Raw genomic sequence first — 14,104 nt, 5'->3', positions numbered from 1 at the left:
AGTTTTAATAAAGGTATTATCGGAATACTAAAATTTTAGCGGCATTGGTAGGCCGGCTGCAACTAAAGTTACCCGTTCGGTCAATTTTGCCAGTTGTTGGTTCAATAGTCCCGCTTCATCGGCAAAACGACGCGCCATGGCATTCATTGGCATGATGCCCAAGCCCACCTCACTGGACACTAACACTAGTTCCCCTTCAAAATTTGCCACGGCCTCTAACAAAGCGGCTTTTTCAGCAGCAAAACGGGCTTCATCTTCAAGGCAGATAAGGTTTGTCAGCCAAAGAGTTAAACACTCCACCAAAACACTTTGCTGGCCAGCACTTAAGGTATTTAGATGTGCCGCCAAAGCTATGGGTTCTTCTATGAGTTGCCAATGGCTAGGTCGACGATCTTGATGAATGCGCACTCTGGTCGCCATTTCTTCATCCCACACTTGGCTAGTAGCCAGATAACAAACCTCTTGCTCAGTGTCCGCTACGAGTTGCTCCGCATAGGCACTTTTACCACTGCGCACACCTCCTAAAACTAAATGTCTCATGCTAAATCCCGGCCTCCGGCACCTTTTAGTAAACCAATCAGCGCCTTATCCAACGGGCGCATTTCATCCATGGCAGGTAACGCTACGCGAATCCAGCCTTCCCCTAAGCGCACATGAACCCCAACCTGATGCAGCCATGCAAATACCTGTTGGGCATACTCATAGCTTTCTAATTGCCAGGTCGCAAACAAAGGCGTCATGGCATACTCTTGGCTGTCAAAAATCGTATTGAACTTAGGAACTAGGGTTTCCATAAAAGTACGCTGACGTTGCTGTAAAGACTGCAATGCACTCTGCTGCCATGCTTGGTCTGCCAACGCTTTACCGACTATATATAAACTAGGTGTTGCCACCGGCCAAGGGCCTAACAAGTTACATAAAACAGCTTGCCAAGCTTGTGCACAAAAAACAAAGCCGACTCGTGCCCCAGCTAAACCGAAGAACTTACCCACCGAGCGTAAGATGAACAGAGATTTATCCCCTTCATCGACAGAGTCTAAAAAACTTAATTCTGGCTGAGCGTCCACAAAGGCTTCGTCTATTACTAAGTGTCCGGCTTGAGCTTGCGCCTTAGCATGCACGGCTTGCAGATTTTTACGATCGTAACTTTGCCCTGTTGGATTATTGGGGTTAATCACCACCGCCACACTCCAAGTGTTAGATAGTAAATCTTCTAGAGTGTCGTAGAAGCGCACTTCATAGCCCCACTTCCGCCAAGCAAAAGCATGCTCTTGATAGCCAACTTTCGGCACCATCACAATTTGATTTTCTGTTGCCTCGGTCGTTTTTAACAACAAGGGCAACGCTTCGATGATTTGTTGAGAGCCACTGCCGATGGCGACGGGCTTAACACCAAAGTAATCACCGGCTTGAGCCATTAACAAGCTTTGATTTGGCAGTTCCATCCATAAAGTTGAGTCTATTTCAGGAATAGGCCAAGGCTCACGGTTACAGGCGGAAGAAAGGTCCAACCAATTTTGTGCAGTGTCACCGACTTGTTGTTGCCAAGCTACTAGATCACCGCCATGTTTGGGAGGTGTTAAAGTAAGAGACATATAACCAGCCCCCATAAATACACAGATTTATCCACCAGAGAAATGGCCTCTAATAAATGTTTGGGTTGCGGTTTTACCCCTTCGCCCAAAGTGGGACGCGATTCAGTTTTGCCAAAATAAATGGCATCGCCCCCAAGTTCAACACCCAGCGCACCCGCACCGGCAGCCATCACAGGCCCTGCATTTGGGCTTTTCCAGCGCGCCGAAGGACGACGAGCACTGGCTAAAGCTGTACGCCAATGACCACATGCCCCATAGCTATAGACCACCAATCGAGCGGGCAAGTAATTCAACACATCGTCAAAGCGCGCGGCAAACCAGCCAAAGTAGAGGAAGTTTTCATTTTTATAGCCCCACATGGCATCCAGGGTATTGGCCAAGCGATACAGTAAAACCCCAGGAGCGCCTAACATTAAGAACCAGAAAATAGGGGCAAAAATAGCGTCACTGCCATTCTCTAACACTGACTCAATACCAGCCTTGGCGACCTCATCTGCGCTCAAACTTTGGGTATCTCGACTAACAATGCGCGACACAGCCAAACGCGCCTCATCTAAATCGGCACTTTCTAAGGGGGTAGCATTGAGCGGCTTAGCAATGGCTAAACCATGTTCTCGTAAACTTTGCCAGCCAATCGCAAAATACAGCACCAGTACACTCAGTAGGTTTTCCAGCCAAGTTGGCAGGACGGCACAAACATAGGCTAATAGCCACACAGCGGGCACCACAGCAAGCCCCCAAGCTAAGACTCCTGCCCAGCGTTGACGGGCAGAATTTTCCGTTAAAGATAACTGGCAATATTGACGGCACAGATCCACCCAGCGCCCAAAAAAGATCAGTGGATGCCATGACTTTGGCTCGCCACAAAGACGATCAATAAGCAGTGCCAAGATGAGAATCCAACCCGTAGAAGAAATAAAGCCCGTAAGAGCGTCAAAAATAGAGGAGATCATGTTTATAAGTCGTTTTTTCACTTAACAAGCTAATAAGGTAGGGTAGAATTCTAACACCTTATTGATTTAAAACGTGATGATACTGAATGCCAGCTTTTAGTTTAATGGTCCAAGGGACCACTTCCGATGCCGGAAAGAGCACACTGGTGACGGCTCTATGTCGCCTGTTGGTTCGTCGTGGCATAGCCGTTGCCCCTTTCAAACCACAAAACATGGCTCTTAACAGTGCTGTCACGCCCGAAGGAGACGAGATAGGCCGTGCCCAAGCGGTTCAAGCTTACGCAGCAGGCTTAGCCCCCCATGTGGACATGAACCCTATCCTATTGAAGCCCAATACAGATACGGGCGCTCAGGTGATAGTTCATGGCAAAGCGGTAGGCAACATGAACGCTGTGGGCTATCACCAATATAAAAGCATCGCCAAACAAGCGGCGCTGACCTCCTACGAACGTTTGGCGGACCAATACCAAGCGGTCCTCATTGAAGGTGCTGGCAGCCCTGCAGAAATTAATTTACGCGCTCGAGATATCGCCAATATGGGCTTTGCCGAAGCGGTTGATTGCCCAGTTATTATCATTGCAGATATCGACAAAGGGGGCGTATTTGCTCATCTAGTGGGAACACTGGATTTACTCAGTGCTAGCGAGCAACAAAGAGTTATTGGCTTTGTCATCAATCGTTTTCGCGGCGACATTAGCTTGTTGCAATCTGGTCTGGATTGGCTAGAAGAGCGCACCGGCAAGCCTGTTCTAGGTGTACTGCCATTTTTACCCGGCTTTCACCTAGAGTCAGAAGATGCCGTCGCCCATAGCCCAACAAAAGATGATCAGCAAGCCTTGCTGCAAGTGGTCATTCCGATATTACCTCGCACCAGTAACCACACAGATTGGGATGCCTTACGCCTGCACCCTAACGTTCAAGTGACCTTAGTGGGTGCCAATCAAACCATTCCCCCTGCGGATTTAGTCATCTTGCCCGGTAGCAAAAGCGTACAAACTGACCTTGCTTTTTTACGTCAAGCTGGCTGGAGTGAATACCTTGCTAAGCACCTTAGATATGGCGGCAAGGTCATGGGCATTTGCGGTGGTTTCCAAATGCTAGGAGAAAAACTTTCAGACCCTTTAGGCCTTGAAAATAAAGAACTTAACTCGCAAGCAGAGGGCTTTGGTTATATCCCTATGAACACTGTGCTTGAAGCACAAAAGCAACTCAAACAGTGTGGAGGAAAACTTAATATCCAAGGCCAACAAGCCGAATTAAGCGGCTATGAAATACATTGTGGGGTGCCGCACTTTCACCAAGACATACAGACCTTCGCTGAACTCGACAACGGCCATCAGGATGGCTATGTATCTCCAGACGGACAAATCATCGGCACTTACCTCCATGGCGTGTTTGATCACCCAGAAGCGTTACAGACATTGCTAGAATGGGCGGGCGCAACACAGGCAGATCGTTTTGATTATCAAAGCTTTCGTGAGCAAGAAATTGACCGCCTTGCTGACAGTGCCGAAAAACACATGGACATCGATCAACTCATCGCACAATGCCGAGCCTTTGCCGAAGTCTAGCTACTCTCCTTCTTCTCAGTACTTAGAAGAACTGAGCGCCAAAAGTAATTATTACCTTTGGCGCTCACCTCCCCTTACCTTTTTGTAGATCAGCTGTTATAACAGAGGAATGGGACATTTTTGTCCAGATTCTGATTTTCTGCTGAGGAAATTCAAGGCCTAAAGTTGGCATTAATTTTTCATTAGCCCATAAACAATAATAACAATCAGGCAAAACTCTTATGAAGGCTTTTATCCCTTTATGGATCAAACAAATCGGCATTGGTGGGCGTTTATTTCTCGCTTTTGTGTTGATATCTTCAATCACATTACTGGCCAGTGTGCTGGTTACCCACACCTATTTAGACTTAAGTAATCGACTTACGTCTCTTAAACAACAAGATATTCCTGGCCTCGATGCGGCCGCACGCCTTAATGACAAAAGCCGCTTGATTGTAGCGACAGCTCCATTATTGGTAACAGCAGAAGCCAATGCCATTCGTAAAAATGCCATGCAAGAACTGCAAGTTGCCATCCTAGAAATGGACACTCTGATGCGTAATTTACCCGACTATAATCGCTATTTTGTTGAATTAATTACGCAAATTCATAATAGCCTTACTCTGCTGAATCGAAGCGTTGAACAAGGTGAGCAGGTACGAGCACAGATTTATCAGCAAAGTTTACATATCTACCCATCTTTTGAAATTCTAATGGCTGAAATCATGTCCCTTACAAATGCGGAACAGTTGTCATCTATCACTGAACGTTTGTATTACCTCTCTGGATTAATTGAAAAAGTCAGTAATGACACCTCCTTTAATGAGCTTGATTACACATTCTTGCGATTAGAAAAGTTGGGGGGCGAAATACAACAAGCTCTACAAAAACCAACAAGCATTCCTGCCTCATTAGAGACAAAAATCACTCAATTTGTTGCTCTCGGTTCACGCCAAGGTGAGCTATTTAAATTAAAAAATGAAGAGCTGGAACTACGCTACCAGCAAAGCTACTTTCTCAGTAATAGCCAAAACCATATTCAGCAATTAGCAGCGCAAGTTAACCAATATACGAATCAAACCAATGCTAGTATCCGTAGCTCCCTTGATAGCGCCCTACAATTAATGAATATTAGTGTGCGTAATGTGTTGCTGCTTTCCTTAATAAGTTTAACCACCGCTTGCGCTATTTCATGGTTTTACGTTCGCAAAAATGTCCTACAACGCATCTTAGCTCTGCAGAAAAACATGCGGGCTATTGCCAGCTCGCAACTGGAAACAGAGGTGCAAATTATTGGTCGAGATGAAATATCTTCAATGGCCAGAGACTTAAAGTTCTTCCAAGATACCGCTATTAAAGTAGAGCGTACCAACCAACAATTAGCTGCAGAGGTTGAAGAGCGTATTGCGGCAGAAAAGCAGCTAAAGACCACCCAATCAGAACTGGTTCAGGCGGGTAAGCTCGCTGCTTTAGGGCAGTTAAGTGTGGGTATTACCCATGAAATTAATCAGCCTCTTACTGCCATATCAAGCCATATCCATACCGCTAAACGCTATTTAGAAAGGCATCAATTCGACAAAGTGACAGCGAGCTTAAATAAGATCAATCATCTACTGAATAAAACCGCTGGGATTACTCATCACTTAAAAGCCTTTGCTCGTGAAGCAGGAACAGAATGTTATGCGGTTGATTTAAAAAAGGTAATTCAAGAAGCGGTCGATCTAATGCGTCCCCCAATCAATGAGAATAACTGTGAATTGAAGTATCAGCAGCACAATGACTTATGGGTGCTTGCTGAGCCAATACGATTAGAGCAGGTTTTGGTTAATCTACTCAGCAACGCTGTAGACTCCCTAACAGACAGCACTAGTAAAACAATCACGATTAAAACAGAAGTTTTAGAGACTAAAGTGCTCATCCATGTCATAGACACAGGTTGTGGAATCAAAAAAGAGCATTTGAACGAGATTTTCGACCCCTTTTATACCCAAAAAGAGGTTGGTGAAGGCTTAGGTTTAGGCCTGTCCATCAGCTACAACATCATCCAAGATTTTGGTGGCCGCATATTAGTGACCTCTACAGAAGGTGAAGGTAGCTGTTTTTCCCTAGAGTTAAAAAAATACAATAATTAAAAACTTGAGGTTTATATGCTAAGTGATATCTGCATCATGATAGTTGATGATGAACAATCCATTCTTGAGGCATTAACAGAAATGTTAGAACTTGAAGATTTCCATGTTGAAGTTTTCAAACAACCTGACAGAGCGCTGCAATCACTAAGAGAAAATAGCCCTGTGGTTGTACTAAGCGACGTTAAAATGCCCAAAATGGGCGGTTTAAGCCTATTAGCTCAAATACACTCTCTCGATAAAGACATCCCTGTCATTCTGATGAGTGGCCATGGCGATATTCCTATGGCGATTGAGGCCATGAGAGAAGGAGCTTATGACTTCTTGGAAAAGCCCTTAATACCAGATGTGTTAATTCAACAGTTACATAGAGCTATCGAAAAGCGTCAATTAATCTTAGAAAATCGCAAACTTCGCCAGGGATTACAACAGCATCAAGGTATAGAAAGCACAATCATTGGCGATTCAAGCGCCATCCAAGCCATTCGCCAACAAATACTTTCTTTAGCTCAAGCGAATGTAGATACCATCATTTATGGTGACACTGGTTGTGGTAAAGACGTTGTAGCAAGGGCTTTACACGAATACAGTGAAAGAAAAGAGCAACGTTTTATTGCCATTAACTGTGGCGGAATGAGTGAAAGTCTCATCGAAAGCGAATTATTCGGTCATGAAGCAGGCTCTTTTACTGGCGCTAGCAAACGCCATATAGGTAAGATTGAAGCTGCTAATGGCGGAACCTTATTTCTTGATGAAATAGAAACCATGCCTATTTCAGTACAAATAAAACTATTAAGAGTGCTACAAGAACGAGCCATTGAGCGCGTTGGTAGCACAAAAACCATTCCTTTGACCTTAACAGTTATTGCTGCCAGCAAAGAAAATCTCGCACAATTGGGAGATGCAGGCCTCTTTAGAAAAGACCTATTTTACCGTTTAAATGTCGCCAGTTTGACGATTCCACCCTTAAAAGACCGCCCTGAAGACGTATTACCTTTGTTCCACTTTTATGTCTCACAAGGGGCAAAACGCTATCAAAAGCCAGTTACAGAAGCGGATGCAAACACTCTCAATCGACTATTGCAGCATGATTGGCCTGGAAACGTCCGGGAGCTAAAAAATGCCGCTGATCGTTTCGTGCTAGGCATTAGTGAGGCTTCTATCGACTCGATCAAGGCTCAAGATGAAAGTGTTGGCTGCTATGAAGAGCGCATGGAGCAATTTGAAAAGCAATTACTTATTGATGGCCTAAGAGCGACCCAAGGTCAGCTTAATGATGCGGCAGAGCTTCTGAATTTATCCAGAAAAACCCTCTATCGAAAAATGAGAAAACACCAGCTGGATAAGCAAAACTTCAAACTCTCCGACGACTCAGGACAACTTTGACCCATTTACCAATTTTATGAAGACAAAGATGACCCAAAGAAAAGGCCCTCTAATATCTAAAAGCTATAAAGCTTTGATAAATATATATTTTTTATTTTTGGCATCCGCTTTGCTCTAGCCTATTACCCCACAATAGTTGGGCTAACGCATCTCCGTCTACGGAACCTCCCGACCGGTGATAAAAATAAAAAAAATGTGTTGAGGAAAGAATAATGTCTAAAAAAATACTAACAGGACTATTAGTTTCAGGATCTTTGTTGCTAACCAGCATGGCGCAAGCTGCAGATTGTAACCATCGCGGCGTGCTTGATGAAAAGTTCTGTGATGAAAACATGGATCTCGTTGCAGATACACCGAAAGACCCTAGCCAGTGGCGTGACCCAAGCACTCTTGTGTTTACTTATACGCCAGTGGAAGACCCTGCCGTTTATAAAGATGCCTTCCATGAATTCCAAGAATACCTCACCAAAAAAACAGGCAAGAAGGTCATCTACTACACAGTCCATTCTAATGCCGCTGAAGTTGAAGCAATCCGATCTGGCCGTTTACACATTGCTGGCTTTTCAACTGGCCCTACTGGTTACGCTGTTAACTTAGGTGGTTATGTTCCTATCGCAGTCAAAGGCACAGCAGAAGCTTTCCAAGGCTATAACCTAATCATAGTAACCAAGCCTGACAGTGGCATTAAAACGGTTGATGATCTAAAGGGGAAAGTGGTTGCTCACACCTCAGCTTCTTCTAACTCGGGTAACCTTGCACCTCGCGCCTTATTTCCAAACTTAGGCATCACTCCAGATAAAGACTACCAAGTGAAATACTCAGGTAAGCATGATCAATCCATCATGGGTGTACTATCTGGAGATTACGATGCTGCCCCAGTCGCGTCAGACGTATTTAAACGCATGGTTGATGCAGGGCGTATTAAAGCGGAAGACTTCCGTATTATTTATACTAGCCCACGCTTTCCTACTTCTGCATTTGGCTACGCTCATGATTTGAACCCAGAGCTAGTTGAAAAAATTAAAGATGCTTTCTTTACTTTCCGTTTCTCTAAAGAAATGCAAGACACCTTCGGTGGCGCGGATCGATTCTTTCCTATCACTTACAAAGAAGACTGGGCTGTTATTCGTGATATCGCACACGCAACAGGTACAGCGTATACAAAAACTGGTTTACAAAAACTAGCGGAAAAAGAAGCAGAGAAAGCAGCTAAAAAACGAGCAGCAGAACTGGCTAAACAAAACGGTTAGCCGCCTCCCGTAATCCTATTTAACTTTTTTGACCTTAATAAAAGGCTATGTGATGGTGAGAATCACATTGCATAGCCTTGCTCGTCTTTAGGAATTTATTATGCAAACAACTGCACCCAACTCTCTACTTTCCATTCGCGGCTTACACAAGGAATATGTTGCTGGTAACGCGATTTTAAAAGGAATTGATATCGATATAGAAGAACAAGGCATTATCGCCATTATCGGCCCTTCCGGTACGGGTAAAAGTACCTTACTACGCTGTATTAACCGTCTAATCGACCCAACACAAGGACAAATTTTATTAGAGCAAGAAGATTTGTCACAAGCCAGCGGCAAGCAGTTGCGCACATTACGCCGCAAAATCGGCATGGTTTTCCAAGAATACAATTTGGTTGAGCGCTTAACGGTTATAGAAAATGTGTTAACTGGCCGATTAGGTTATATGTCAGCGTGGGATGCTTGGCGCCGAAAATTTTCGCAAGAAGACATAAATACCGCGTTTCAACTATTGGAAGCCGTTGGCCTCGCAGAGCATGCTAAAAAACGAGCTGACAGCTTATCCGGCGGACAGAGGCAGCGTGTGGGTATTGCTAGAGCAGTCATGCAAAACCCTCGACTGCTACTAGCTGACGAACCAACGTCTTCACTAGACCCGAAAACAGCCGTCGAGATCATGGAGCTTCTAGAGCGTTTTGCTGAAGAGAAAAACATGCCTGCTCTCGTCAATATACATGATGTAAACCTAGCACGACGTTATGCAAAACGTATGATAGGCATGAGTAATGGTGTTGTTATTTATGATGGCGCTCCAGAAGGTATTACTGATGATCACCTAAAACAAATTTATGGAGGTGAATCATGGCTCGTTTAACACCCAATAACCAATATGAAGACCCATTCAAAGCAAGTTGGCTGATCCGCTTCGCCTGGCTAAGCGTCGCTGCTTATCTAGCTTACTCGTTCAACGCTATGGGTTTAGAGTGGGAACGAATTCAGCAAGGTCTAGGTCAAGCTGGAATCCTATTGGATCGTATGTTTCCACCTAACTTCTCTCGCTGGGAGCTACTTTTAAGTGGCCTGGCTGAGAGTTTGGAGATTGCGGTGATCGCCAGTATTACAGGTATCGTGCTATCGCTCTTCTTTGGATTATTTTCTGCCCGTAACTTAATGCCAAATTGGATCAGCATACCTATGCGAGGTCTCATCGCTTTATGTCGCACCTTTCATCCCGTGATCATTGCGATTTTGTTTGTTAAAAGTGTCGGATTTGGCGCCCTTGCGGGGATTCTTACTCTCGTTGTTGCCTCCATTGGCTTTATTGCTAAGTTATTTGCAGAAGCGATTGAAGAGATATCTTTAAAGCAAGTAGAGGCTGTACGTGCTACCGGAGCTGGCTTTGTCAGTGTAATTTTGTTCTCTGTCATGCCACAAGTTTTTGCCCGTTTTATAGGTTTTTCTACCTACCAACTCGACTCTAATCTTCGCAACTCCACCATGGTCGGTATTGTGGGTGCCGGAGGACTTGGCGGTACGTTATTTTCGGCGTTTCAACGCTTTGACTATGATTTCGTCGCCGCGATTCTTATCACCATTATTGCGATCATCATGGTGGGCGAGTTTTTATCTAACATTGTGCGCCGTATTTTTAGTTAGGTGTGAAGGAGAGTATTATGCAAACAAGTATTAACCATCATTGGCAGCGATTCACACTTAAACAAAAACTCTCTCGTTACAGTGTGTATTTAGTATTGGTTATCGCGTTAGTACAGTCCGTACAAAACGTGGAAGTCATCCCTGAATTTTTCTATGACGCGCCAGAGCAAATGGCGGATATGTTTAGCCGCATGTGGCCTATGGAGTGGAGTTATTACCCGCTTTCGGTTCATGACGCTATTATCGAAACCTTAAACATCGCAACGATCGGCACCTTGCTAACTCTTATTATCGCTGTTCCACTTGCTTTGATGAATGCCAGCAACATTACTCGCTCAGTTTGGAGCCAATGGATTGCGCGTTTCTTCTTAGTATCCTCCCGATCAGTTAACTCATTGGTTTGGGCGCTACTATTCGTGGCTATCTTTGGACCCGGGGTCATTGCTGGAGTATTAGCCATTGCATTTCGTTCGGTCGGCTTTGTCGGTAAACTTTTAGCGGAGGCATTGGAAGAGGTAAATATGGGATCTGTCGAGGCAATACGCGCAACAGGCGCTTCCCCTACAACCATTCTATTCAAAGGCTATTGGCCGCAAGTATTACCTGCTTTCTTTAGTATTGTGCTCTTTCGCTGGGATATAAATGTTCGTGAATCTGCTGTGCTAGGGCTGGTTGGTGCAGGTGGTATTGGTGTCGTACTCAGTGATTCCATGAACTTATTTCAATGGCAAAGAGTTTCCATTGCCTTGTTGGCTATTTTTGTCGTGGTAATTTTAGCTGAGATTTTAGTGGTGAATATTCGTAAGAAGCTAATATAAATTAAATCTAAAAAGTGATGTTCAATAAAATACGCCGCCAAGAGAGTGACTCATAGCGGCGTATTTATTCTATGGCGACAATAACTTAGCTAGCCGACATATAGGGGTAATCCGTATAGCCTTTGGCGTCCGTTGTGTAGAAAGTCTCTTGGTCTGGCACGTTTAGAGCGTGACCTGCTTTGACTCGTGCTGGAAGGTCTGGATTGGCTAGGAATGCCGTACCAAAAGCCACACTGTCAGCTTGTTTTGCCTGTAGGGTTTGGTTGGCTTCTTCAGCGTTGTAACCCATGTTTACCATAAGGTGGCCTTGGTAAGCTGCACGAGCAACGCTGATCACCTCAGCTTGTTGAAGACCAAAGAAGTCTGCACGCATAACATGCAAATAAGCCAGATCAAATTGGTTAAGATGCGTCGCAAGGTAGCGAACCCACTCAACAGGATTGCTGTCTTTCATGCTGTTAAAGCTGTTTAAAGGCGACAAACGTAAGCCCACTCGACCACTGCCAAACACTTCCGTGACCGCCGCCAATATACGATTCAAGAAACGCGCTCGGTTTTCAAAAGAGCCACCGTACTCATCGGTTCGTTGGTTGCTGCTGTCACGCAGGAACTGGTCAATCAAATAACCGTTCGCACCGTGTACTTCCACCCCATCAAACCCTGCCGCTTTGGCGTTGATCGCACCTTGGCGGAAGTCTTCAACAATCTCATCAATTTCTGCCACAGTAAGCGCATGAGGAAGCGTATAAGGCTTTTTACCTTCTGGTGTATGAGTTTCATCGTCAATGGCAATAGCACTTGGTGCGACGCATGGCTTACCACCATTTAGTAAAGGATGAGCCGCTCTTCCTGCGTGCCATATTTGCAGAAAGACTCGTCCGCCGGCTTGATGCACAGCGTCAGTGGTAAGCTTCCAGCCTTCGATTTGAGCTGAGTTATAAATGCCTGGATCATTGCCAAATGAAGAGGTATTTTCGCTGACCATAGTACATTCCGTAATCAGCAGGCCTGCACTGGCTCTTTGTCCATAATATTCTGCCATCAAAGCATTAGGCTGATGACCCACCGCACGGCCGCGGGTTAAAGGCGCCATGATAAAACGGTTAGGTAGTTGTAAATCCCCTAATGTTGTTGGGGTAAACAAGTTGTTTTCGCTGTTCGACATGAAAAGCTCCTTAATATTCAAATTTTGATACTTAGATCAAAGACTCGGTATATCTTGGGCTGGGCAGAAGAAAAACAATGTAAGAACGAGGATTTAACGGCTAAAGAAAGGACTTTCCTTATTGCTTGTGTTTTCTATGTTTCAGACTTGGTTCGAACGGGCATAAAAAAGCGATTAAGTTGCCTTAATCGCTTTTTAAAAATACTTCCGACTATTTTCCGATTTGAGCGTTACGGATTTTTTCGTCTGTCTTATATTGGCTTAATGCATAAACAGACCAAATCGCCGCTGGAACCCAGCCTATCAGAGTGATCTGTAAAATCAGGCAAATGATGCCGGCAAAAGGTCGGCCTATGGTAAAAAACTGCAGCCAAGGCAAGAGTATCGCTAGTATTAATCTCATCATGTGGTCCTTATTGAGCTATGTGGCTCTCAGTTAATATCTCAACAGTAAAGAGTGCTGGCGATAATCCATGGCACTCTTTTAGATCTGTTGAGTAGGCTACCGAAAAGCTCAGGTAAACGCACAGATAAAATTGCTACATTTTGTGTCTCAACTAGCTTTCAGAATCAGCTAGGGCCTGATCAATATCCGTAGCACTGTGACGTTCTTCTAAGAAAGCATCGCCCCAGCTACGATTCACAATGCGACCGCGCTGCACAGCTGGACGCTGTTCTATCATTTTCGCCCAACGCACCACATTAGTGTAGCTTGCTACATCCAAGAACTCAGCCGCGTCATATAGGTTACCTAATACAAGGTTGCCATACCAAGGCCAGATAGCAATATCGGCAATGGAATATTCATCCCCTGCAAAGTAGGTGTTTTCAGCTAGGTGCTTGTCCAGTACATCCAGTTCACGTTTCACTTCCATAGCAAAACGGTCGATCGGATATTGCATTTTGAAAGGTGCATAATGGTAAAAGTGACCAAAACCACCCCCAAGGTAAGGTGCTGAGCCCATTTGCCAAAATAGCCAGTTACGGCATTCTGTTTTGGCACTGTGATTCTTAGGAATTAAGGCATCAAACTTTTCTGCTAAGTATTGCAAGATCGAGCCAGATTCGAAGACACGGGTTGCAGGGGCCGTACTATGATCCAATAAAGCTGGAATTTTAGAGTTCGGGTTAACCTCAACGAAACCAGAAGAAAACTGATCGCCGTCACCAATTTTAATCATGAAAGCATCGTATTCTGCTTCGCTAAAGCCTAGGCTTAACAGCTCCTCAAGCATAATGGTCACTTTTTGGCCATTAGGGGTTGCAAGAGAATAAAGCTGTAACGGATGCTTGCCTTGAGGCAAGGTTTTATCATGGGTTGAGCCTGAAACAGGGCGATTCAAACTGGCCCACTCACCGCCGTTTTCCGCTTCCCATTTCCAGACCTTTGGTGGTACGTAATCTTGCTGATTGTTGCTGTCAGTTGCCATGAAAATACCCTTTAAATAATTAATTTTGTAAGAAAGTTGCGATGAGCAACGTCAAAGAATCAATACTTGGTTATTTATCTTATATAGGATTGTCTAAGCCGTTTGCAATATGATGACATTAGATCAAATCGCTCTAAGTAAGAAATAAATAGCTCTTTCGTTCATTTTTCCA

The 14,104-nt window shown here is 44.5% G+C and carries 13 protein-coding genes; 7 read left to right on the top strand and 6 right to left on the bottom strand.

What is annotated here, in order from left to right; translation table 11 throughout:
• Positions 1 to 27: 27 nt before the first annotated feature.
• From cobU to cbiB, 3 genes are read right to left on the bottom strand one after another with little or no spacing between them, the layout of a single operon-like run.
• Positions 28 to 540, bottom strand: a complete 513-nt coding sequence (gene cobU / locus ACUM5Y_RS10070) for a bifunctional adenosylcobinamide kinase/adenosylcobinamide-phosphate guanylyltransferase (RefSeq protein ID WP_445976748.1) — start codon at positions 538 to 540, stop codon at positions 28 to 30.
• Positions 537 to 1,595 (bottom strand): aminotransferase class I/II-fold pyridoxal phosphate-dependent enzyme, encoded by a 1,059-nt coding sequence (locus tag ACUM5Y_RS10065; protein WP_445976747.1) that lies wholly within the window; start codon positions 1,593 to 1,595, stop codon positions 537 to 539. Before ACUM5Y_RS10065 ends, cobU begins: the two co-directional genes overlap by 4 nt.
• Positions 1,580 to 2,548, bottom strand: a complete 969-nt coding sequence (gene cbiB, locus ACUM5Y_RS10060) for an adenosylcobinamide-phosphate synthase CbiB (RefSeq protein WP_445976746.1) — start codon at positions 2,546 to 2,548, stop codon at positions 1,580 to 1,582. Before cbiB ends, ACUM5Y_RS10065 begins: the two co-directional genes overlap by 16 nt.
• 86 nt (positions 2,549 to 2,634) lie before the next feature.
• Between cbiB and ACUM5Y_RS10055 the strand changes: the two genes are divergently transcribed.
• The 7 genes from ACUM5Y_RS10055 to phnE (ACUM5Y_RS10025) all read left to right on the top strand — a co-directional run bounded on the left by ACUM5Y_RS10055 (position 2,635) and on the right by phnE (ACUM5Y_RS10025) (position 11,337).
• Entirely contained in the window at positions 2,635 to 4,119 is a 1,485-nt protein-coding gene (locus ACUM5Y_RS10055) for a cobyric acid synthase (protein WP_445976745.1), read from the top strand.
• 221 nt (positions 4,120 to 4,340) lie between these two features.
• A complete protein-coding gene (locus tag ACUM5Y_RS10050) occupies positions 4,341 to 6,230 on the top strand; it encodes an ATP-binding protein (protein WP_445976744.1) in 1,890 nt (629 codons plus the stop codon).
• Positions 6,231 to 6,245: 15 nt separating this feature from the next.
• Positions 6,246 to 7,613: a sigma-54-dependent transcriptional regulator gene (locus tag ACUM5Y_RS10045; protein ID WP_445976743.1), complete on the top strand. Its 1,368-nt coding sequence runs from the start codon at positions 6,246 to 6,248 to the stop codon at positions 7,611 to 7,613.
• 212 nt (positions 7,614 to 7,825) lie between these two features.
• Entirely contained in the window at positions 7,826 to 8,863 is a 1,038-nt protein-coding gene (gene phnD, locus ACUM5Y_RS10040; protein ID WP_445976742.1) for a phosphate/phosphite/phosphonate ABC transporter substrate-binding protein, read from the top strand.
• 100 nt (positions 8,864 to 8,963) lie between these two features.
• Positions 8,964 to 9,737 (top strand): phosphonate ABC transporter ATP-binding protein, encoded by a 774-nt coding sequence (gene phnC, locus ACUM5Y_RS10035; protein ID WP_445976741.1) that lies wholly within the window; start codon positions 8,964 to 8,966, stop codon positions 9,735 to 9,737.
• Entirely contained in the window at positions 9,725 to 10,519 is a 795-nt protein-coding gene (phnE, locus tag ACUM5Y_RS10030; RefSeq protein WP_445976740.1) for a phosphonate ABC transporter, permease protein PhnE, read from the top strand. Before phnC ends, phnE (ACUM5Y_RS10030) begins: the two co-directional genes overlap by 13 nt.
• Positions 10,520 to 10,536: 17 nt before the next feature.
• Complete coding sequence (gene phnE / locus ACUM5Y_RS10025) at positions 10,537 to 11,337, top strand: phosphonate ABC transporter, permease protein PhnE (RefSeq protein ID WP_445976739.1); 801 nt, start codon at positions 10,537 to 10,539, stop codon at positions 11,335 to 11,337.
• Positions 11,338 to 11,422: 85 nt separating this feature from the next.
• Here the strand turns inward: phnE (ACUM5Y_RS10025) and ACUM5Y_RS10020 are convergent, their stop codons facing one another.
• The 3 genes from ACUM5Y_RS10020 to yghU form a co-directional block, all read right to left on the bottom strand.
• On the bottom strand, positions 11,423 to 12,502 hold the full coding sequence (locus ACUM5Y_RS10020) for an alkene reductase (protein WP_445976738.1): 1,080 nt from the start codon (positions 12,500 to 12,502) through the stop codon (positions 11,423 to 11,425).
• A gap of 211 nt (positions 12,503 to 12,713) precedes the next feature.
• The gene (locus ACUM5Y_RS10015) at positions 12,714 to 12,908 is read right to left on the bottom strand and encodes a YqaE/Pmp3 family membrane protein (RefSeq protein WP_445976737.1); all 195 of its coding nucleotides are present in this window, start codon (positions 12,906 to 12,908) and stop codon (positions 12,714 to 12,716) included.
• A 151-nt stretch (positions 12,909 to 13,059) separates the two neighbouring features.
• Complete coding sequence (yghU, locus tag ACUM5Y_RS10010) at positions 13,060 to 13,932, bottom strand: glutathione-dependent disulfide-bond oxidoreductase (RefSeq protein ID WP_445976736.1); 873 nt, start codon at positions 13,930 to 13,932, stop codon at positions 13,060 to 13,062.
• Positions 13,933 to 14,104: the final 172 nt, after the last annotated feature.

It is taken from the genome of Marinomonas dokdonensis, assembly GCF_052747885.1.
This window is presented reverse-complemented; position numbering and strand designations above follow the sequence as displayed.